This is a genomic window from Streptomyces sp. HB132, assembly GCF_016909575.1.
Classification (GTDB): Bacteria; Actinomycetota; Actinomycetes; order Streptomycetales; family Streptomycetaceae; genus Streptomyces.
This window is the reverse complement of record NZ_JAFBGA010000008.1, coordinates 148,979-169,751: the sequence shown is the minus strand read 5'-3', so window position 1 is coordinate 169,751 and position 20,773 is coordinate 148,979. Positions and strand designations below refer to the sequence as shown.

Annotated in this window: 13 protein-coding genes and 1 pseudogene; 4 read left to right on the top strand and 10 right to left on the bottom strand. The window is 72.4% G+C overall.

Going from position 1 to position 20,773, the window contains the following annotated elements; all coding sequences use genetic code 11:
* Positions 1–134: 134 nt before the first annotated feature.
* The gene (gene eccCa, locus JOC24_RS19605; RefSeq protein ID WP_205021638.1) at positions 135–4,139 is read left to right on the top strand and encodes a type VII secretion protein EccCa; all 4,005 of its coding nucleotides are present in this window, start codon (positions 135–137) and stop codon (positions 4,137–4,139) included.
* A gap of 66 nt (positions 4,140–4,205) precedes the next feature.
* On the opposite strand, the gene JOC24_RS19600 is transcribed toward eccCa, so the two are convergent.
* The 4 genes from JOC24_RS19600 to JOC24_RS19585 all read right to left on the bottom strand — a co-directional run bounded on the left by JOC24_RS19600 (position 4,206) and on the right by JOC24_RS19585 (position 10,941).
* Positions 4,206–5,450 (bottom strand): S8 family serine peptidase, encoded by a 1,245-nt coding sequence (locus JOC24_RS19600; RefSeq protein WP_205021637.1) that lies wholly within the window; start codon positions 5,448–5,450, stop codon positions 4,206–4,208.
* The gene (locus tag JOC24_RS19595) at positions 5,447–8,758 is read right to left on the bottom strand and encodes a right-handed parallel beta-helix repeat-containing protein (protein WP_205021636.1); all 3,312 of its coding nucleotides are present in this window, start codon (positions 8,756–8,758) and stop codon (positions 5,447–5,449) included. The genes JOC24_RS19600 and JOC24_RS19595 overlap by 4 nt, the downstream gene beginning before the upstream one ends.
* Before the next feature lie 147 nt (positions 8,759–8,905).
* Positions 8,906–10,135: a ricin-type beta-trefoil lectin domain protein gene (locus JOC24_RS19590; protein ID WP_205021635.1), complete on the bottom strand. Its 1,230-nt coding sequence runs from the start codon at positions 10,133–10,135 to the stop codon at positions 8,906–8,908.
* Entirely contained in the window at positions 10,132–10,941 is an 810-nt protein-coding gene (locus JOC24_RS19585) for a type VII secretion system-associated protein (protein ID WP_205021634.1), read from the bottom strand. Before JOC24_RS19585 ends, JOC24_RS19590 begins: the two co-directional genes overlap by 4 nt.
* Positions 10,942–11,465: 524 nt before the next feature.
* On the opposite strand from JOC24_RS19585, the gene JOC24_RS19580 reads away from it, so the two are divergent.
* Entirely contained in the window at positions 11,466–12,443 is a 978-nt protein-coding gene (locus tag JOC24_RS19580) for a mannose-binding protein (RefSeq protein ID WP_205021633.1), read from the top strand.
* A gap of 259 nt (positions 12,444–12,702) precedes the next feature.
* On the opposite strand, the gene JOC24_RS19575 is transcribed toward JOC24_RS19580, so the two are convergent.
* The 5 genes from JOC24_RS19575 to JOC24_RS19555 all read right to left on the bottom strand — a co-directional run bounded on the left by JOC24_RS19575 (position 12,703) and on the right by JOC24_RS19555 (position 16,688).
* Positions 12,703–13,692, bottom strand: coding sequence for a sugar kinase (locus tag JOC24_RS19575; RefSeq protein ID WP_205021632.1), 990 nt, complete (start codon positions 13,690–13,692; stop codon positions 12,703–12,705).
* Positions 13,689–14,390, bottom strand: coding sequence for a bifunctional 4-hydroxy-2-oxoglutarate aldolase/2-dehydro-3-deoxy-phosphogluconate aldolase (locus tag JOC24_RS19570; RefSeq protein ID WP_374104510.1), 702 nt, complete (start codon positions 14,388–14,390; stop codon positions 13,689–13,691). Before JOC24_RS19570 ends, JOC24_RS19575 begins: the two co-directional genes overlap by 4 nt.
* A gap of 50 nt (positions 14,391–14,440) precedes the next feature.
* The gene (dgoD, locus tag JOC24_RS19565) at positions 14,441–15,586 is read right to left on the bottom strand and encodes a galactonate dehydratase (protein ID WP_205021630.1); all 1,146 of its coding nucleotides are present in this window, start codon (positions 15,584–15,586) and stop codon (positions 14,441–14,443) included.
* A 6-nt stretch (positions 15,587–15,592) separates the two neighbouring features.
* The gene (locus JOC24_RS19560) at positions 15,593–15,766 is read right to left on the bottom strand and encodes a hypothetical protein (RefSeq protein WP_205021629.1); all 174 of its coding nucleotides are present in this window, start codon (positions 15,764–15,766) and stop codon (positions 15,593–15,595) included.
* Between the two features lie 181 nt (positions 15,767–15,947).
* Positions 15,948–16,688 carry a FadR/GntR family transcriptional regulator gene (locus JOC24_RS19555; RefSeq protein WP_205021628.1) on the bottom strand — a complete coding sequence of 247 codons (741 nt, stop codon included), beginning with the start codon at positions 16,686–16,688 and terminating at the stop codon, positions 15,948–15,950.
* Between the two features lie 430 nt (positions 16,689–17,118).
* Here JOC24_RS19555 and JOC24_RS19550 point away from each other — a divergent pair, with 430 nt between their 5' ends.
* Positions 17,119–19,116, top strand: a complete 1,998-nt coding sequence (locus JOC24_RS19550) for a beta-N-acetylglucosaminidase domain-containing protein (protein WP_239580688.1) — start codon at positions 17,119–17,121, stop codon at positions 19,114–19,116.
* A gap of 93 nt (positions 19,117–19,209) precedes the next feature.
* On the opposite strand, the gene JOC24_RS19545 is transcribed toward JOC24_RS19550, so the two are convergent.
* Positions 19,210–20,346 (bottom strand): peptidase C39 family protein, encoded by a 1,137-nt coding sequence (locus JOC24_RS19545; RefSeq protein ID WP_205021626.1) that lies wholly within the window; start codon positions 20,344–20,346, stop codon positions 19,210–19,212.
* Between the two features lie 113 nt (positions 20,347–20,459).
* On the opposite strand from JOC24_RS19545, the pseudogene JOC24_RS19540 reads away from it, so the two are divergent.
* Positions 20,460–20,642, top strand: a pseudogene (locus JOC24_RS19540) (iron chelate uptake ABC transporter family permease subunit); the annotation flags it as partial.
* Positions 20,643–20,773 lie beyond the last annotated feature (131 nt).

The window sequence follows — 20,773 nt, the reverse complement described above, 5'->3', positions numbered from 1 at the left end:
TCAGTGCGGTGCGGCCTTTTCCACCGCCGGGTGCGCCGGAATTCCGGTGCGGGCCGGAGAGTCAGTGAACCGGAGGTTCAGTTCCCTTGAGTGTCGTGCTGTTTCGTCGCCCGGCCCGCAGGCGCGGGCCGGAGATGCCCGAAGGGCAATTGACCCTCCAGGAACCGCCGGTCCTCGCCGAGACGGTGCCCGACACCTCGGCGATCTGGACCTATCTGCCGATGGCGTTGATGTCGGTTTCGATGATGCTGATGTTCCTGCGCCCCGGCGGCGGGAACGGCGTCTTCATGTACCTGGCGATGGGCGTCATGGCGCTCTCCGCCGGTGCCATGCTGCTGGGCCAGCTGATGCGCCGCTCCAGTGAGCGCAAGCAGCGCCTCAAGGGTGAGCGCCGCGACTACCTGCGGTACCTGGCACAGATCCGCAAGCGGGTCCGCACCACCATCACGGAGCAGCAGCGGGCACTCGCCTGGCGTCACCCGGAGCCCTCGTCGCTGCGCTCACTGGCCCGCACCTCACGTCTGTGGGAACGCCGCCCGGCCGACGAGGACTTCGGCGAGGTCCGGCTCGCGGTCGGCGAGCAGCAGCTCGCACTCACCCTGAACCCGGTCTCCACGCGCCCGGTGGAGGACCTCGAACCCCTCTGCGCGCACGCCCTGCGCCGCTTCGTCCGCGCCTACTCCACCATCCCCGGGCAGCCCCTCGGCCTCTACCTGCGTTCCTCCGCCCGGATCCTGCTGCGCCCCGAGGAGACACCCGGCCAGGACACCGCCGAGCAGGGCACCGCGCCGCCCGGGGAGGCAGGCGAGGGCCCCGGCACCGAAGCGGTACGCGCCCTGGTGCGCGCCATGCTCGGGCAGCTCGCGGTGTTCCACGCACCCGAGGAGTTGTGGATCGCCCTCTGCGTCAGCGACGAGCGGCGGCCCGACTGGGAATGGGTCAAGTGGCTTCCGCACACTCTGGACCCGTACGAGGAGGACGGCGCCGGCCAGGCCCGCCGGATCACCGCCGACGTCACCGAACTCGACGACCTCCTCGGTGCCGAGTTCGCCGAGCGTCCCGGCTTCGACCCGGAAGCGCGCCCCGGCCGCGACGAGCCGTACACGATCGTCGTCCTGGACGGCGTCACCGTGCCCGAGGGCCACCGCTGGGAGGGGCACGGCTACCGCAACGCCCTGACCCTCGACATATCCGGGGCGCTGCGCTGGCGCCCCGGCCGCAACACCCTGAGGCTGACCGTCGGCACCGACCAGGTGAGCCTGGTGCGCACCGACCGCAGCCGCAAGGAGCGCTCCGTGCCGCTCGGCCGGCCCGACCGGCTCGGCCTGCTCGGCGCGGAGTCGCTGGCCCGGCTGATCACCCCCCGCCGGATGAGCCTGGGCACGGACATCGCGCAGCCGATGGACACGGACGTGGAGCTGACCACGCTGCTCGGCATCCCCGACCTGCACCGGCACGACCCGCACACCCTCTTCAACCGGCACACCGGCTCCACGCGGCTGCGGGTGCCGATCGCGGTCGGCGTGGACGGCCGCCCGGTGGACCTCGACATCAAGGAGTCCGCGCAGGGAGGCATGGGCCCGCACGGCATGCTCATCGGTGCCACCGGCTCCGGCAAGAGCGAGCTCCTGCGCACCCTCGTCCTGGGTCTCGCCCTGACCAACTCCTCCGAGACCCTCAACTTCATCCTGGTCGACTTCAAGGGCGGAGCCACCTTCCTCGGTCTGGAGGAACTCCCGCACACCTCCGCCGTCATCACGAACCTCGCCGACGAGGTCGCCCTGGTCGAGCGCATGCAGGACGCCCTGCACGGTGAACTCATCCGGCGCCAGGAACTGCTGCGTTCCGCCGGCAACTACACCTCCGCCCTGGAGTACGAGCGCGCCCGCGCCGGGGGTGCGGACCTCACCCCGCTGCCCAGCCTCTTCGTGGTGGTGGACGAGTTCAGTGAGCTGCTGTCCGCGCACCGGGAGTTCATGGACCTGTTCGTGATGATCGGACGGCTCGGCCGCTCCCTCGGGGTGCATCTGCTGCTGGCCTCGCAGCGCCTCGACGAGGGCCGCATGCACCAGCTCGAGAGCCACCTGTCGTACCGCATCGGTCTGCGTACCTTCTCCGCCATGGAGAGCCGCGGGGTACTCGGCGTACCGGACGCCTACGAGCTGCCGGCCCAGCCGGGCAGCGGATACCTGAAGTCCGGGGTGGAGGCCCTCACGCGTTTCCGCGCCGCCTACTCGTCCGGCACGTACGGGCGCCGCACCGGCGCGGTGGTCCAGGCCCGGGTGGCCAGCCAGGTGGTGCCGTGGACCAGCGGCTGGGTGGTGCCGCGCACCCTGGACCCGGCTACCGAGCCGGAGCCGGAAGCCGAGGAGACGGGCGAGGAGGAGGCCCTGCTCGACGTGGCCCTCGACCGGCTGCGCGGCTCCGGCCCGGCCGCCCACCGGGTGTGGCTGCCGCCGCTGGACGAGCCCTCCCCGCTGGACGTCCTGCTGCCCGGCATCACGTCCGACCCTGAGCGCGGCCTGACCGCCGCCGGGTGGCCGGGCACCGGTCGGCTGCGGGTCCCTGTCGGTCTCGTGGACAAGCCCTTCGAGCAGCGCCGCGACCCGCTGGTCGTGGACCTCTCCGGAGCCGGCGGCCACGTCGCCGTCGCTGGCGGTTCGCAGAGCGGCAAGTCCACACTGGCCCGCACGCTGATCGCCGCCCTCGCCCTCACCCACACCCCCGCCGAGATCCAGTTCTACTGCCTCGACTTCGGCGGCGGCGGCCTCTCGCAGCTCGCCGCCCTTCCGCACGTCGGCGGGGTCGCGGCACGCCTCAACCCGGAGCGGGTGCACCGGGCCGTCGCCGAGGTGATGACGCTGCTCGCCCGCCGCGAGCAGTTCTTCGTGGACCACACGCTGGACTCCATGCAGTCCTACCGCCGCCGCCGGGCCGCCGGAGAGTTCCCCGACGAGCCCTTCGGCGACGTGTTCATGGTGGTCGACGGCTGGTCCACGGTCCGTCAGGACTACGACGACCTGATCCCGAAGTTCAACGAACTCGCCGCCCGGGGACTCAACTACGGCATCCACCTGATCATCACCACCACCCGCTGGGTGGAGCTGTCCGCCCAGGTCCGTGACCAGGCGGCCACCCGCCTCGAACTGCGGATGGGTGACCCGATGGACTCCGAGATCGACACCCGCAAGGCCCGCTCGGTCCCGCGCAGTGGTGGCCGCGGCATCACCGCGGACAGCAAGATGCACTTCCTCGCCGGCCTGCCCAGGCTGGACGGCAGCGGCTCGCTGGACGACCTCGGCGACGGAGTCACGCACCTGGTCGCGGAGATCTCCCGGCACTGGACGGGGGCACCCGCCCCGCAGGTCCGTATGCTGCCGCACAGGCTCCCGGCCGCCGAGCTCCCCGCGCCCGAGGCCACCGAGGGCGGGGGCATGCGTATCCCGCTCGGTATCGACCAGGACGCACTGGAACCGGTCTGGCACGACTTCAGCCGTACGCCGCACCTGATCGTGGTCGGCGACACCGAGAGCGGCAAGACCAACCTGCTGCGCGGCATCACCAGGAACATCACCGCCCGCTACACCCCGGAGGAGGCGAAGATCATCGCGGTGGACTACCGCCGCACCCTGGTCGGTGCCATTCCCGAGGAGTACCGCATCGGGCACGTGATCTCCCTGGACAACCTCAAGGAGACCATCGAGGGCGCGGCCCGCGCGATGAAGTCCCGCGTCCCCGGCGCCGACATCGCACCCGCCCGTATGCGCAGGTGCGACTGGTGGACCGGCCCCCGCCTGTTCGTCCTCGTCGACGACTACGACATGGTCTCCGGCAACTCCTTCCAGAGCCCCTTCGAACCGCTCTTCGAGAATCTGACCCTGGGCTTCGAGATGGGTCTGCACCTCGTCGTCGCCCGCAGTGCCATGGGCGCCGGCCGCGGCCTCAGCGACGGGCTCATCCGCCGGCTCGACGAGGCCAACAACCCCGCGGTCCTGCTCTCCTGCCCGCCCACGGAGGGCCGCCTCTTCGGCGACGCGAAGCCCCTCAACCTCCCGCCGGGCCGGGCCCTCCACATCGCGCGCCGCCGGCCGCGTCTCATGCAGACGGCGCTGGTGGAGGAGAGCCGGAGCCAGGACTGACACAACGCGGAACGACGACACCCTCCTGAGGCGTACCTCAGGAGGGTGTCGTCGTCAGGCCCCTGATCAGTCCGATGCCGTGCCGGCCGCTCCCGCCGGGCGCCACCCCCGGGCGCGGGCCCGGGACAGGGCGAAACCGGCCCAGAGGACGGCGAGGACGGCGGCGGAGCCCAGCAGTACGAAGAGGGTGGCCCGGCCGGTGGCGCGGTCGGCGGCGGAGGTGTCGCGGACGGTCACGGGTTCCGCGGCGTCCTTGTCGCCGGCGGACGCGGCGGCACCGAGGACCGTGGTGACGGCGGCGTAGGCGTCCAGCTGAGGGATGTCGGCGGGGTAGGCGGTGGCCGTCAGACGGCGGATCACGTCGTCCGGCGAGGCGTCGGGGTGGGCGGCGCGGACGGCCGCTGCGGCCCCCGCGGCGTAGGCGGTGGCCACCTGGACGCCTCCGCCGAGGTAGTGGCCCGTGCCACGCGGGCCGCCGGAGACAACCCCCGCGCCCGGTGCGGCCAGGTCGACGCCGTCGGTGGGCAGGGAGCCCTCCGGGCGGGCGCCGCCGGGAAGCATGTCGGCGACCGAGATGACACCGGGCTCACCCGCCGGCCAGTAGGTGCGGGACGGTACCTCGTCGGACCCGCCCCGGGACGGCGGGTCAGGGGCGGCCGCCGCGACCACGACCGCGCCCGTGCGGCGGGCCTCCGCGACCGCGCTGCTCAGCGCCGCGTCCTGCCGCGGCAGGGCCACCGCCACCGCTATCACCTCGGCGCGTGCCTCGGTCGCCGCACGCAGCGCGTCCACCACCAGGTCGGCGCTCGCCAGGCCGCGTCGGTCGGTGCCGCGCAGGGCCAGGACCTTCGCACCAGGGGCCACTCCGGCCAGGCGGGGGCTATCACCGCCGGTCCCGGCGATCAGCCCGGCCAGGAAGGTGCCGCTCCCGACGCAGTCGTCGGCGGCCTCACCGGCGGCGGTGACCCGGCCCTTGAGCCCGGCCGCGCCGGGGGCGACACCGGTGCCGATCAGCGCGACGGTCACCCCGGCACCGGTGCTGTGCTGGTGCAGTCGGTCCAGGTCCAGGCGCTGGCGCGACCAGTCCTGCTTCTTCGCCGTCTCGCGGGAGGCCGGGGTGCAGACCACCTCCTCGGCCTCGGGGTCCAGGGCGGAGGGCATCCCGGGCAGTTCCTGGCCCTTCTTCCCGTCGGCCGCGGGGACGCGCGAGGGGGGTGCCGCCTGCGCCGGAAGGGCAGTGGGCAGCAGCAGCGCGGCGGCGAGGCCGGCACCGGACAGCAGGCGGGCGGCCCCGTTCCCCTGAGGGCTCATCGGGGTGCCACCTTCGGTGCCGCGGCCGTGACGTCGGCGGGGAGGAGGACGCGCAGGTCGTCGAGGGTCGGCGCGGCCAGCGAACTGAGCCGTCCCGCCTGGCGGGTGACCATGGACTCGACCACCTGACGGGCCAGCCGGGCGTTGCCGAAGGAACGGTCCCTGGGCATCGCGTCGAAGTACTCCTTGAGCAGCGGGCCGGTGCCGGGTCCGCACTCGTAGCCCATGTTGGCGGCCTGGGTGCGCACGATGGTGACCAGCTCCTCCGAGGAGTAGTCGGCGAACGCGATCCGGCGCGGGAAGCGGGAGGAGAGGCCCGGGTTGGAGCCGAGGAAGCGCTCCATCTCGTCGGTGTAGCCGGCGACGATGACGACCACCTCGTCGCGGTGGTCCTCCATCAGCTTCAGCAGGGTGTCCACGGCCTCCTGGCCGAAGTCGGCGCCGCCGCCGCGCGGGGTGAGGGTGTACGCCTCGTCGATGAACAGGACACCTCCACGGGCCCGTTCGAAGACCTCCCGGGTGAGCTGTGCGGTGTGGCCGATGTAGCGGCCGACCAGGTCGGCGCGGGCCGCCTCGACCAGCTGGCCCCGGTCGAGCACCCCGAGCTGGGTCAGGACCTCCCCGTAGAGGCGGGCGACGGTGGTCTTGCCGGTACCGGGCGGGCCCGTGAAGACCAGGTGGTTGCTGAGCGAGGGGACCGGCAGCCCGGCCGCGGCACGGTGGCGGGCCGTGGTGATGAGGTTGACGAGGTCCGCGACCTCGCGCTTCACCTCGGCGAGGCCGATCATGTCGCCGAGGCGGGTCAGCGGGTCGTCGTCCGGAACGGCGGTGTCCATGGCCGCCGCCGCGGCGGTGGCGGAGACGTCCTCCGGCAGCAGGACCCGCAGGTCGTGCTCACTGACCTGCGTCTGCTCGGAGAGCCGGACCGCCTGTCTGTCCACCATCTCCTCGAACACCCCGCGTGCGGCACGGCCGTTGCCGAAGCCGGCGTCCCGTGGCATCGCCTCGAAGTGCGCGGCCAGGGCGGCCGCTGTGCCCTCGCCCAGCTCGTACTGGTGCTGGGTGCACATGCTCTCCATGATCGCGACCAGGTCGGGCACGGAGTAGTTCTCGAACTCGACGGTCCGCGAGAAGCGGGAGGCCAGGCCGGGGTTGGAGGCGAGGAAGGAGTCCATCTCGCGGGAGTAGCCGGCCGCGACCACCACCACGTCGTCGCGGTGGTCCTCCATCAGCTTCAGCAGGGTGTCCACGGCCTCGCGGCCGAAGTCGGCGCCGCCGTTGCCGCTGTCGGAGGCGAGCGTGTACGCCTCGTCGACGAACAGGACCCCGCCGAGGGCCCGCTGGAAGGTCTCGGTGGTCTTGATCGCGGTGCCGCCGACGACCTGGGCGACGAGGTCGGCGCGCGAGACCTCCACCAGGTGCCCGCTGCGCAGCGATCCCAGCTCGGCCAGGATCGCGCCGAAGAGGCGGGCGACGGTCGTCTTTCCGGTGCCGGGCGGGCCGGCGAAGATGAGGTGCCTGCTCATCGGCGGTGCCGACATGCCGAGCTGTTCACGGCGCTGGGCGAGCTGGGTGAGGTTGACCAGGGTACGCACCTGCTGCTTGACGTTCTCCAGGCCGATCAGCGCGTTGAGGGCGCCGAGCGGGCCGTCCGCGCGGTCCGGCGGGGGCGCGTCCGCGGCGCCGGAGCCGGCCGGGTCGGTGTTCTCGGCGCTGCCGGTGCCCCAGGCATCCCGCTTGCCGTTGCTCACGCTGTTCAGGTTGTCCACCGCGAGACGTTCGCCGGGCACGGTCTGCACCAGGCCGCCGCCCTCGTTCTCCCGCGCGTGGCAGTTGACGAGCGAGACCGGCGCGGTGGACTCCACCCGGAAGCCGTCCTGGGATCCGCCGGTGGCCTCGCATCCGCTGAGCGAGGCGAGTGCGCCCTCACGGATCAGGTAGGCGTGCCCCTTCGGGGCGTGCACGGTGGTGCGGTTGGCCGTCAGCTCGCCGCCCGCGGCGACCACCACGCCCTCCTCGCCGGATATCTCGACGCGGAAGTCGCGGACGGTGACGTTGCCGCCGTCCTCCACGATGAGCCCACTGGTGGCGGTGTCGGAGACCCCGCCACCGGCCAGGTAGAGGGTACTGCCGGAGGCCACGCGCACACCCGCGCCCTTGGGACGGACGATCTCGCAGTCCTCGGCGCGGCCCCGGGCGTCCTTGCTCACCACGATGCCGTCGCCGGAGGGCTCCACCAGCCGGGCCCGGCGCAGCAACGGGTTGGCGCCGCCGACCACCGCGACCGCGGGCGAGCCGCCGATCACCTCCAGGCGGTCCAGCTCCGGTGCCGAATCCTCCTCCAGAAGCAGTCCGGGACCGTCGCAGTCGCGGACCGTCAGGCCGGTCAGTGCCGGGGACGCGGCCCCGGCGACCCGCAGCGCCGCGCCCTGCGCGCCGTCGACCCAGCAGTCCTCGAAGGTGCCGCGGGAGCGGTCGGTGACCAGCACACCGTGCCCGCGGGCGCGTGAGACGCGGCAGCGTCGCAGCACCGGGTCGGTACCCCCGGCCAGTGCGATCCCGTTCCCGGAGGCCCCGGTGACGCGGACGTCCTCCAGGGTCGTACGGCCCGAGCTGCTCAGGTGCACACCGGTGCTGGTGTCGTGCACCACGGTGCGCACCACCGAGACGGTGCAGTTCCCTTCCAGGGCGATGGAGGGCTTGTCGGTGGAGGAGATGTCGCAGTCCTCGACGTTGCCGCGGGTCTCGCCGTTGGCGAGCAGGCCGTTGCCGCGGGCGTCGCGCACCGTGCAGTCACGCATGCGTGCCTCGCCCTGCTCGGCGAGGACCAGGCCGCTGGTTCCCAGGTGTTCGAGCGTGCAGGACTCCACGGTGGTGGGGGTGGTCGAGGTCACCACGATGCCGGCGCCCTGCGGGTTGCTCACCCGGCAGTTCCGCAGCGCGAGGGAACCTGTCCCCCCGGCGAGCATCGCGGTCCACGCGGCGCCGATGATCTCGCAGCCGTCGAGCGCGGCCTGCCCGCGCCGCACGTCCACGGCCGGGAGCTCGGCGTCGCCGCCCCGCAGGGTCAGCTCGGAGAGCATCACGGCGTCGGCGCGCAACGCGACCACGCTGCCCGAACGCGGCCGGATCTCCACCGTGCCCCGCCCCTCGGCGGCGGTGAGGGTGACCCTGGTGTGGATCACCAGGTTCTCGGCGTACGTCCCGGGCCGGACGCTGATGAGCGCCCCTGTGCGGGCTGCGGCGAGTGCCTCACCGATCGTCGAAAAGCGGTCAGTGGGGCCGACCGACAGTACCTGGCGCGACACGCACCAACCTCCTTGCTACGGCGGCGTCTTCTGCGAACTCCCCCATTTCGCCGGGGGCGCGTGTCGGCGGGCCGACGATGCCATCATGCCTCGTCCCCGGTGCGAACGGGTTCCGGGACCGGTCCTCCCGGCGTCGAGGCGTTGCGGTCAGGTGCTCCACTTCTGGGCGGGGTTGCCCGAACAGTGCAACAGCTGCAGCGCCGCCCCGCTGTTCCGGTTGGCGCCCGCGATGTCGACGCACATGCCGACGACGGTGTTGACCAGGTCGTGGGCGCCGTTCAGAGCGAACTTCTGGGCGGCGTTGCCGTTGCACCAGGCGATCTGGATGGGGGTGCCGTCGCTGAAGTTCGCGTTGGCCACGTCCAGGCACAGGCCCTTGATGCGGATGGTGCCGTCGGAGGCGAACTGCCACTTCTGCGCGGGGGCGCCGTTGCAGTCCCACACGTGGAGTGCCTTGCCGTCACTGAAGTCGTGGCCCGGTACGTCGATGCAACGGCCCGAAAGGTGGCTGCGGAAGGAGACGGGCCCACTGAGGGTCACGGCGGGAGCGGCCTTCGCGGGCTGTTTCCCGGCGCCGTCGGACTTCTTCTCCGCGCTCTCCTTCTTGGGCTTTTCCTCCGGGTCGGCGGCCTTCTTCGGCACGTCCTTCGTCTTCTCCGGAACCGGGACCTTCTCCACCGGCTTCTCGGCCACCGGCTCGTCGGCGTCTTTCTTCTTGTCCTCGGCCGGAGCAGTGGTCTCGGCCGGGGTCACCGCGAAGTCACCCGGCGCCTCCGGCCCGCTCCCGTCGAGCACGGTCCCCGCGGCGGCGACCGACGTCCGCTCCGGTCCCTTGTCGTCGTTCCCGACGAGTATCAGGAAGGGCACCGACACGAGCAGCGCCCCCGCGACCGCCGCCCCGGCGAGCACCGCCTTGCCGGGCCTGCCCACGGTGCCGGCGTCCTGCTCCGGCCTGCCGATCGCGGTCGCGGTCATGGTCCGTACGAGTGCGGGCAAGCGGCTCTGCGCGGCGGCGGTGCCGCCTTGGTCGGCCTCGGACTCGGACTCGGGCCGGGCGCCGGCTTCGGGCTCGGCGGTCGTGCCCGCCGCGGATCCTGCGGGTTCCTCTCCCGTCGCGCCGGGATCCTTCGCGGTCTCTCCCGAGGGCTTCGCGGCCTCTCCGGACGCCTTTTCGGCTTCTCCGGACGTGCTTTCGGCCTCCGTGGTCCGCGTACCGGCCTTCCCGGCGTCCGCCCCGGTCGTCGACCCTGCGGATCCGGACGCGGGTGCGGCTGAGGCGGTGGGCGCGGTGCCGACGGCCGACTCCTCGCCGCCGGAGGCGGAGGACTCGGCGCGTGCCTTCGGGGAGGCGGGGGGCTGCTGGGACGAACTCGTCATGGGGTCCTGCCTGTGGTGGGGGGCAGTTGGTCGGATGAGCTGGCGGTCCGGTCCGCGGAGGGTTCCGCCGGGGCGGTCCCGACGTGCTCCGCGGTACCTGAGACGGCAGCGACGTACTCCGCCGCGGACGCCCACGTGTCGCCCGCGGCGTGCGCGGGGCCGGGGAGGCTCTCCGCCGGGACGAGCAACGGGGCCGCGGCTCCCGCGTTGACCATCAGCATCGTGCCGGGGTCCTTCAGTGTGCGGGCCAGTTCCCGTGCCGGCAGCGTGTCATGGTGAAGTGCCGAGGACATGAACTCGTGTGCGGGCGAGGTGAACAGCAGGACCACCGGCGCCCCGTCCCGTCCGGCTGCCGTCAGCGGCCCGCCGTCCGGTCCGCGCACCACGGTGACGTCCGCCTCGGCGAGCGCGGCGAGAGCCTCTTCCACCGTGCCGTAGCCGGTGGCGGCCCGCTGCGCGGCGGCGTCCACCGGATCGGTGGGCTCCGGCCAGCCGAGCACGCGTGCCGAGGGCCGGTAGGCCGGGTTGGCGCGGTACTCCCCGACGCTGCCGCTCGCGTCCGACTGCCACTCCCCCAGCACCGCCCACTCGGCAGGCGTGCGCTCCTCGGTCCATTCGGGGTCCACCACACCGACCCAGTGCCCCGGAGCACGGCGAGCGGCGGCCTTCACGGCCTCGGGGATCCCGGAGGTGTCGGCGGCGACGGTGTGGCCGGTGACGGCCCCGGGTTCGACGGCCGGATCCGAGGCTTCGGGCATGACGAACGGGGCGCTGTTCGCGCCCTCTTGTCGCTCTCCGGGCCGCATCTCCACCTGAACTCTTGGGTCTGTACGAATTCTCGGCTGTTGAAACGCCATGCGCGCACGCCGACATTTTGATCAGATCGGGGAGCCAACAGGATGTCATACGAGTTCCGCCCACAGGACTTCGGAGTGGGTCCGTTTGCGCCGCTGACGTGCCCGTTTCCTGACCGTATGGAGAACTTTCCGGGAGCAGTGAGGCAGAGGAGGACAAAGTGACGGTGGGTGTCGAGGTGAGGGCACGGCCCTTCTCGCCGCGACGGGCTACGTTGTGTACGCCATCGGCCTCTTCGACGTGCAGCGCCTCACGGCCCGGCCGTCCGGACCGGGCCGCACGGCACAGCCTCACAGTTCGGAAAGGCGTCGGACCAGCGGCCGCCACCGCGCCGGGTCATCCGGAATCCGACGGCGAGGACCGGGGCGACCCGGCCCCTTCGACGCGACGTCCGCCAACGCCTCGAGGGCTCGCAGGTGTTCTTCCGGCGCCTCGCTGCCCACCGACAGCTCCGCCACCGAGAAGGAGTAACCGCATGTCCTCCCAGCCCCCCACCCCCGGCGCGAACACGACGGCGGCCGCCGCCCCCGACGCGAAGGAGGCCGGCTCCCGGCCCGCGTCGCCCGTGCCGGCCGAGGAGACACCGGCCGGTGCGGCCGCCCCCGAGGCGGAGTCCGGCGCCACCCCGGCCGGGGACGCCACGGCCGGGGACGCCACGGCCACCGCCCCGGCGGCCGCCAAGGCCGAGGCACCCGAGGCGTCCGAGGAGGGGGTCGGCGTCGCGACGGCAGCCGTGACGGCGCCCGGCACCAAGACCGCCACGGGCGTCAACGGCGGCCGTCCCCGTACGCCGGTCCTGGCGGGTGCCGCCTTCCTGGGCGCGGCCCTGGTGGCCATACCCCTGCTGCTGGTGGGAAGCGCCAACGACAAGGGAGGGGACGACACGCCGATGCGGCCGGTGGCCGGGGGTGCCGACACCGTCCTCAACCCGAACTCCGCCCCCGCCGACCTCGAGGACTACGTGGCCGGGAAGCCGAGCCCGTCCCCGACCAAGGAGAAGCCGAAGCCGGTCGAACCGAAGGCCGTCGCCCCCGTCGTTCCCGCGCCGGAGCCGACTCCCAGCCCGTCCGCGACGAAGCCCAAGGCCACGGTCAAGGCCAAGCCGAAGCCCAAGGCGTCCCCGAAGCCGGACTGGAGCACGGTGGCCATCTCGGCTCCCAGCGTCATCCAGGTCAACCAGGCCTGGACGACGAACCGCATCAAGATGGTGATGCAGACCGACGGCAACCTCGTGGTCCTCAACGAGTTCGGCAAGCCGATCTGGGCTGCGATGACCTTCGGCCAGAACCACCGGGCGATCTTCCAGCCCGACGGCAACCTCGTCATCCACAACGGTGACGACCGCCCGATCTGGGCCTCCAAGACCCACGACCACCCGGGAGCCCAGCTGGTCCTGCGAGCGGACGGCAGGGTGGTCGTCCTGGACAACGGCAACGTCGTCTGGTCGACCTGACCCCCCGCAACAGCGAACCCGGTCACCCGTGTGCGCCGCGCCCTCACGCGGCCGGCCACCGGCCGACGGAGTCGGCGCGGGTTGCGATCCCCCTGCCCCGGTCAGCCTGTGCGGGCGACCCGACCGCGGGGAGCGCACGCGCCGGTGCCCGACCGCGGGGAGCGCACGCGCCGGTCCCGGCACCGTGGACCGCACACGGTGCCGGGACCGGCCTGACGGGTGCACGGCCGCCGGCCGGCGCGGACGAGGTGACGGGCGGTCAGCGGATCGCCGTCCCCGGGGCGGCGGCGAGCAGGCCCAGTTCGTCACGGCGGGGCAGTCCCTCCCAGTCGCCCTCCGAGGCCACGGCGAACGCCCCGAGCGTGTTGGCGCGGGCCAGACGTTCAGCCGGTGGCAGCCCGTCGAGCAGACCGGAGAGGTACCCGGCGCAGAACGCGTCACCGGCCCCCACCGTGTCGAGCACGGGTACGCGCAGCGCGGGCCGGGCGTGCCGCGCGCCCTGCCGGTCGCGGTACGCGGCTCCCTCTCCCCCGCGTTTGACGACCACTTCGCGCACACCGGCTTCCAGCAGTGCGTCCACCGCCCGTTCCTCCCCGTCAGCTGTCGCGGCGAAGGCATCCGTCACGACGGGGAGTTCGTCGTCCGAGGCGATCAGGACGTCGAGGTGCGGCAGCAGCGGTCGAAGCGCCCTGCCCGCCTCCTCGGCGGTCCAGAGACGTTGCCGGTGGTTGACGTCCAGGGTGACGGTCCAGCCCTGGGCGTGCGCATGGGCCGCGGCAGCGCGGACGGCCTCCAGCGGGCCGGGGCCGAGCGCGCAGGTGATGCCGGTCAGGTGCAGGACGCGGGCGCCGTCGCCGAGGGCGGGTGCGATGTCGGCGGGAGTCATCTGCGAAGCGGCGGAACGGCCGCGCCAGTAGTGAACGCGCACCAGGTCGGCGACGCGCCGCTCGCGGAGCATCCCGCCGGTGGGGGCCGTGGCGTGTGTGCCGGCGCGGGTGGTGTCGACCCCTTCCCCGCGGAGCGTACGCAGCACGAGGCGGCCGGGCTCGTCGTCGCCGACCAGGCCGGCCCAGGCGGCGCGGTGGCCCAGCCGGGACAGGCCGACGGCCACGTTGGACTCGGCGCCGGCCACCGTGGTCCGGGCCTGCGCCCCCACCGCCAGAGGCCCCGGCAGTTGGACGGCGAGCATGGTCTCACCGAACGTCAGCACGTCGACGGAGGCGGGTACGGCGCCCGTACCGGCACTCATGCCTCGGCCCGTTCGTCGCGACCGCAGAGCGCGACGAAGCGGCGGGCGCGTCCGCGCAGGGCCACCAGGTCGCCGCCGTGCGCGGCGTCGCCCACCAGCGGCGAGCCGACGCCTACCGCGACGGCCCCGTTCGCGAGGTACTGCCCGGCGCTGGTCAGGTCCACTCCGCCGACCGGTACGAACGGCACGTCGGGGAACGGGTCCCGCAGGGCCTTGAGGTAGGCGGGACCGCCGAGCGATGCGGGGAACAGCTTGACCGCCTCGGCCCCCGCGCGCACGGCGGTGACCGCTTCGGTCGGGGTGAGCGCGCCGGCCAGGACCGGCAGTCCGGCACGGACCGAGGCGGCCACGGACTCGGTGCAGGCAGGGGTGACGATCCACCCGGCGCCCGCCTCCAGGGCGCGGGCGACGTCGTCCTCGGTGAGTACCGTGCCCGCCCCGATGACGGTGCCGGGGCCCACCTCGGCGGCTGCACGGCGCAGGACGCCGAGGGCGTCGGCGGTGTTGAGGGAGACCTCGACGAGCGCCACACCCTCCTCCGCGAGGGTCAGGACGGTGCGCAGCGCGGCGTCGGGGTCCGATCCGCGCACGATGGCGGCCAGGCGGGTGCGCCGGAGCACCGTTCCGAAGCTTTCGTTGTTCGGGGTGGTCGGATTGTTCGGGGTGTTCACGTCGTTCACATCATTCACGTCGTTCACGTCCAGGGGCCGTGGAGGGGCCGCGACCCCTTTTCGGAGGCGGCCGGGGGTCACCATTCGGCGAAGGAGCCGTCGGTGTGGCGCCAGACCGGGTTGTGCCAGTCGGCGACGGTGTCGTCGGCGGCGCGGACCGCGCGTTCGTCCACCTCGATGCCGAGACCGGGTGCCGGGGTCCGCAACAGGTGGCCGTCGTGGAAGCGGAGCGGCTCCGTGTCCACCAGGTAGTCGAGCGGGCCGGCGCCGACGTTGTAGTGGATGCCTATGCTCTGCTCCTGGATCAGGAAGTTCGGTGTCGCGAAGGCGACTTGGAGGCTGGCGGCGAGCGAGACCGGGCCCAGCGGACAGTGCGGAGCGAGGAGTACGTCGAAGGTCTCGGCCAGCGCGGCGATCCTGCGGACCTCGGAGACGCCTCCCGCGTGCGAGAGGTCGGGCTGGATGACCGCGACTCCGGCCATGAGGGCGGGGAGTACGTCGGTACGCGAGTAGAGGCGCTCTCCGGTGGCCAGCGGCACAGGCGATCCCGCGACCAGGTCGCGCAGCCGGTGGGTGTACTCGGGGAGCACCGGCTCCTCGACGAACAACGGGTTGTACGGGGCGAGGTGCGGCAGGATCTTGGCGGCGTTGGCGACCGTGAACCGGCCGTGGAAGTCGACGGCGAAGTCCCTGTCGTAGCCGAGCGCCTCACGCGCGGCGGCGGCGCGGGCGACCACCTCGTCGATGTCGCGGGTGGTCGCCAGCCGGTTCATCCGCCCGGAGGCGTTCATCTTCACGGCGGTGAATCCCGCCTCGACCTGCTCCCGCACCGCCTCGGCGATCTGCGTGGGCTCGTCCCCGCCGACCCAGGTGTAGGCGCGTACGCGGTCACGCACGGGGCCGCCGAGCAACTGGTGCACCGGGGCGCCGTACACCTTGCCCGCGATGTCCCAGAGGGCCTGGTCCAGTCCGGCGACCGCACTGGAGAGGACCGGCCCGCCGCGGTAGAACGACCCCTTGGACATGGTCTGCCAGTGGTCCTCGATCCGCAGCGGGTCCTGCCCGATGAGGAGTTCGGACAGTTCCCGTACGGCGGCGCGGACCGTGGCGGCGCGGCCCTCGACCACCGGCTCCCCCCAGCCGACGACGCCGTCGTCGGTCTCGACCCGGCACAGTAGCCAGCGGGGTGGCACCGCGAAGGTCTCGACGCGGGCGATCTTCATGTTCCCTCACCTTCTCTTGGAACGGCCGAACGCTTCGTGCACGGCGCTCAGCGCCGAGGTCCAGGACGCCTCCTGGCTGACGTCGGTGCGGTGGAACAGCGCTTCTCCCCCGGTGTCCCGGATGGCGCGTGTCGTGCGCTCGCCCTCCGTGGTGTCGATGTCGGCGGCAAGGAGCGGCACGGACGGATGCGGAGGGGACGGCAGCGCTCGGGAGATCCACCGAGACTTATTAAATATGAATTATCTCGAAACTCCAATGGTCCGTGCCCGAGCCGCCACGTACCGTCGATCGCCCGCAGCGCGACGGGCGGAACTCACGCGCCGGCTTCGCTCACCCGCGCCGGCCGGAACCGACCACGGGTCAGCGGGCCACCTCTGGAGGTCGCGCCGGGGCGTGGCCGGCCGGCCCCTCGGTGTGCGCGCCGAGTCGCTCGAAGTCGCGGGCCGCCTTCGCCAGCAGGTCGAGCATGGCGAGTTCGGCCCGGACCGGGTCGCGGTCACGTACGGCGTCCAGGACGGCGCGGTGGCTGGGCACGGGATCGTCGACGGAGGCGTGGGCGTGGACCAGCCGGTCGCGCTCCCGCAGACCCGGTTCGAGCAATATGTCCATACGGGCCAGCATTTCGTTGCCGGTGGCCACCAGGAGCGCCCGGTGGAAGGCCGCGTCCGCGTCGGCCGCGTCGACCCGGGCCCGCCCCATGGCGTCGAGAGCACGCTCCAGCGCGGCCAGGTCGGCGTCGGTCCTGTGCAGGGCCGCGCGGTGGGCGGCGGCGGGCTCGACGACGGAGCGGACGTCGGCCAGGTCCCGCATCAGCCGGCCACCGTCACCACCCTCGACCCGCCAGCGGATGATGTCCGCGTCGAGCAGGTTCCAGTGCCTGCGCTCCCTGACGAAGGTGCCCCGCTTCTGCCGTGCGTCGGTGAGCCCCTTGCCGGCCAGCACCTTGAGCGACTCGCGCATGACGGTGAGGCTGACGTCGAGTTCCTCCCCCAGGGCCCGCACATCCAGGATCGCTCCCTCACCCAGGGCGCCGCTCACGATGCGCGCACCGAGCGACTGGACCACCTGCCCGTGGACACCTCGGGCGCTGTAGGCCGCCATGCAGCCGACTCCTCACGTCACGGCGCACCGAGGAGTGCGCGATCAGCGCGCGCCACGGGCGCGCGTCAGTCCGGCCGTCATCATAGCGTTCAACATTAATTATGAATATATCTTCACACCCCTGGTAAGTGCACTGCCGATAAGAGCACTTCGCAGAGCCGTCTCGTCGGCACACCACCGGGTCCACAGCGTCGCCGGCACTGCTCGCGTCCGTCCGTGACGGCCTCACTGCGGCTCATGAGACGGCCGCGCTCCACGACGCCGGCTGATACCCGTACACCGGGCCACCGTGCGCGTCGCGGCAGCCCGCCACGGCTGACCATTTCCATCTTTCCGATGGCGCGATCTTGACACCGCCGCCGACGAGTGGTGGTTTAGACCACTCCACCTGAATGTGGTGGTCCACTTACGTGGAGGTGCAGTGATCCGTATGTCTGAAAGCCATCCGTACTGTCTGCCCCGTGTTCCCCGGCTCCCGCTTCTCGGCGCCGCCGCCCTGCTGGCCCTGGGCACACTCTCCGCTCCCGCGTGGGCGGCCGGGGGGTCCGCCACCACGGCGGCGCCCGCCCCGTCCGCAGCCACGCCCGTCGTCACCCCCACCCCGCAGAGCATGAAGTCGACGGGGCGCGACATCAGAGTGCCGGCCCGCGTGCGCCTCGTCCTCGGTGACGGCGTCGATGCCCGGAGCGCCGACGTCATCAAACGGGCACTGACCGCGGCCGGGGCCCGTCACATCGAGTCGGCCACGGCCGGGGACACCACCTCGGCGCCGCCCGCCCATGGAACGAAACTGACCGTCGTGGCCGGTTCCGTCAAGGACAAGGCGGTGGCCGGCGTCCTGCGTGCCACCGGCGGCACCGTACCCGGCACGCTGGTCGCGGAGGGCTACTCCCTCGCCTCCCGCGGCGACAGCGTCGTGCTCGCCGGCAACGACGCGGACGGCATCTACTACGCCGCCCAGACACTGCGGCAGTTGGTGACCGGAAAGCACACCATGGCATCCGTGTCGATCACCGACCACCCGTCCATGCCGCTCCGCGGCAGCATCGAGGGCTTCTACGGCGCACCCTGGTCGCACGCCGACCGCCTCGACCAACTCGCCTTCTACGGCGACATCAAGGCCAACACCTACATCTACACGCCGAAGGACGACGCGTATCTGAGGGAGGAGTGGCGCGAGCCCTACCCTGCCGAGAAGCTGGCCGACCTGCGTGAACTGATCGAGCAGGCAACCGCCCACCACGTCGATTTCACCTACGCCGTCTCCCCGGGCCTGTCCGTCTGCTACAGCGACCCCGATGACGTGAGCGCCCTGAAGGAGAAGCTGGGCAGCCTCTACGACCAGGGCGCCCGCAACTTCTACGTGGCACTGGACGACATCAGTTACACCAAGTGGAACTGCGACGGCGACCAGGCGAAGTACGGCGCCCCGGGGCGGGGCAGCGCCGGACAGGCGCAGGCCGACCTGCTCAACGCCGTGCAGCACGACTTCATCGACAAGCGCGCGGACGCCGAGCCGCTGCAGTTCGTGCCCACGGAGTACTCCGACACCGCCGACTCCGCCTACAAGTCCGTGCTGCGCGAGCAGTTGGACCCGAAGGTGATCGTGCAGTGGACGGGCACGGACGTCGTTCCCCCCTCGATCAGCCTGGCGGACGCCGAGGCCGCCTCCGCGGTGTGGGGACGCAAGGTGTTCCTCTGGGACAACTACCCGGTCAACGACTACGGCCAGACGACGGGCCGGCTGCTGATGGCCCCCTACGACAAGCGGGAAGCCGGCCTTCACAAGGCACTGAGCGGCATCGTGCTCAACCCGATGAACCAGGCCGCGGCGAGCAAGGTCGCCCTCTTCGGCGGGGCGTCGTTCGCCTGGAACGACGACGACTACGACCCGGACCGCACGTGGCGCGCGGCGGCCGACTACCTGGCCGGAGGTGACCGCGCCACCGCCCGGGCGCTGCTGGCCTTCTTCGACACCCAACATCTCGCGCCGACGTTCGGCGACACGAACTGGCAGCCGCAGGCCCCCGAACTGAAGGCGCGCCTGGCGAAGTTCACGGCTGCCTGGAGCAGCGGATCCCCTGCCCGCCGCCAGGCCGCACTGCGGGAGCTCGGCGCCTACGCCGACGTACTGGCCGGGGCTCCCGAGCAGATCCGTGCCGGTGTGCGGGACCCGGCCTTCCTCGCCCAGACGAAGCCCTGGCTGGACGCCCTCGACGTATGGGGCGACTCCCTGAACGCCACCCTGGACGGGCTGCGGGCCCAGCTCCACTCGGGCGGCGGACAGGCGGACTTCGCCGAGGCCGCCGACCTGGCGAAGCAGGCCGCCGCGTTCACCACCATCCCGGGCACGACCCGGCCGCAGGGCAGGATCAAGGTGGCCGACGGGGTGCTGGACACGTTCATCGAGCAGGCGCCGAAGATGTGACATGACGCCCGGGCGCCGATGAGCGGCGCCCTCGGCCCTCACGACGAAGGCCGACCGGGCAGGGCGTGACCGCCGTGCCCGGTCGGGCGTGAGTCAGCGCTGCAGACAGCCGTTGTCCGACTGCTCGCCCCCAGGTCCGGATGACGGCACCCCGCCCCGCCGCGGGCGGCCGATGGCCACCGCTCCGTGGAAGCCGTCCGCCGAGACGGCCGACATCTCGTCGAGAGAGGGGTCGGCGACGGGCAGCAGATGGGCGTCGACCCAGGTGTCCCCCTTCGCCGCGTCGGCCCAGGGGTCCTCGATCACCACGGCGCCGGGTACGGTGCCGTGGCAGAGCACCCAGTGCGGGACGTCGAAGCCCTGCATTCCGGCGAGCGACACCAGGAGCAGCACGTGCTCCCCTCGGTCGATCGCATCCCGGATCGCGGCCACGGAGAGGTGGCGCGGGTGGACCGGGACGCCGACCCCGTCGGCGTCCGTGCGCGACATGCGCTGGAGGCAGGCACGCCACTCCTGCTCGCTCTCGGAGAGGTGGTCGAGCATGACGGGCCGGTCCGTGTCGAGGTGGACCGCGACGGGCGAGGACGGCCACGCCCGGCGCACGGCGACGCCCAGTCCGACGGGCTCGCAGGCGGGGAAGTTGGTCGCGTCGCGCCAGAACGTCAGCTCCGCCCGGCGGTTGATGCTCTCCGCGGGCATCACCCCCGCATGCGCCTGCGCGACCAGGGCGGTGACGGCACCGCAGGTGAAGTGCGTGGTCTGCCCGTAGTACGGGGGTTCCGTCACCGCCCGGTCGTCCAGCCAGCGGACGTGACCCGTGGCGGGCCCGGTGGCGTTGTCCGGCTGCCCGAGCGGGGGACACAACGGCACGAAGCCGGCGGCAGCGGCGGCCTCCGGGCTCACCGTCCATCCTTCCCACTTGACCTGCGCGAGCTCCAGACCGCGTGCGTGCGCGACGACCGCCGCGACAGCGGCCGGCACGTCGCCGACGGCGTCGACGATCTTCAGGTAGGCCGTGTGCGGGCGTGCCGTGACGAGCGCGGCAGCGACCCATTCCTCTCCGTCGTCACCCGGAACGGCCACGATGTGCGGAGCCTGGGTGGACCGGTCGACCGCGTGCCAGCGTTCCACCACCTCGTGAGGGCCGAGGCGCCTCAGCGCGTCCAGCGACGTGTCGGGCTCGAAGGGGACGACGACGCTTCTCACGGGCGTCTCCTGCTGGGCCGCCATCGTGGTGCTCCTTACGGGTCGGAGGGAGTGGGGTGGGGTCAACCTCGGCACCCTCGCCGACTAAGGGTCACCTAACTTCGAAAAGGCTATATTCCGCTTGCCGTCACAGTCCACTGGTGGGCGCCCGGCACGGTCGCGCCATCGCGGTGGCGATGCCGCTCGGGGGACTGCTGGTCCGCGTGGCCGACGCCCTCGGCCGCACGCTCGTCGCACCCGCCCAGATGTCGGCGGGCCTCATGGTCGCCCTGGTCGGAGCACCGCACTTCATCCGGGTGCTCAGGCAGTCCCGTGCATGACACCGGGGCCCACACCAAAGCCCCAACGAAGGATTCACGGGAAATCAGTCCGTTGACACCGTAAACGCACAGCATCTACTCTCCATTCAGGGGGTACGGTGTACGCTCCCTGCGAGACGTGGCCGTCTTGC

What these genes read in the sequence shown, in the direction of transcription:
- eccCa (WP_205021638.1), top strand. Translation starts at nt 135, where the DNA reads ATGCCCGAAGGGCAATTGACCCTCCAGGAACCGCCGGTCCTCGCCGAG.
- JOC24_RS19600 (WP_205021637.1), bottom strand. Translation starts at nt 5,450, where the DNA reads ATGAGCCCTCAGGGGAACGGGGCCGCCCGCCTGCTGTCCGGTGCCGGC.
- JOC24_RS19590 (WP_205021635.1), bottom strand. Translation starts at nt 10,135, where the DNA reads ATGACGAGTTCGTCCCAGCAGCCCCCCGCCTCCCCGAAGGCACGCGCC.
- JOC24_RS19585 (WP_205021634.1), bottom strand. Translation starts at nt 10,941, where the DNA reads ATGCGGCCCGGAGAGCGACAAGAGGGCGCGAACAGCGCCCCGTTCGTC.
- JOC24_RS19580 (WP_205021633.1), top strand. Translation starts at nt 11,466, where the DNA reads ATGTCCTCCCAGCCCCCCACCCCCGGCGCGAACACGACGGCGGCCGCC.
- JOC24_RS19575 (WP_205021632.1), bottom strand. Translation starts at nt 13,692, where the DNA reads ATGAGTGCCGGTACGGGCGCCGTACCCGCCTCCGTCGACGTGCTGACG.
- dgoD (WP_205021630.1), bottom strand. Translation starts at nt 15,586, where the DNA reads ATGAAGATCGCCCGCGTCGAGACCTTCGCGGTGCCACCCCGCTGGCTA.
- JOC24_RS19555 (WP_205021628.1), bottom strand. Translation starts at nt 16,688, where the DNA reads ATGGCGGCCTACAGCGCCCGAGGTGTCCACGGGCAGGTGGTCCAGTCG.
- JOC24_RS19550 (WP_239580688.1), top strand. Translation starts at nt 17,119, where the DNA reads ATGTCTGAAAGCCATCCGTACTGTCTGCCCCGTGTTCCCCGGCTCCCG.
- JOC24_RS19545 (WP_205021626.1), bottom strand. Translation starts at nt 20,346, where the DNA reads ATGGCGGCCCAGCAGGAGACGCCCGTGAGAAGCGTCGTCGTCCCCTTC.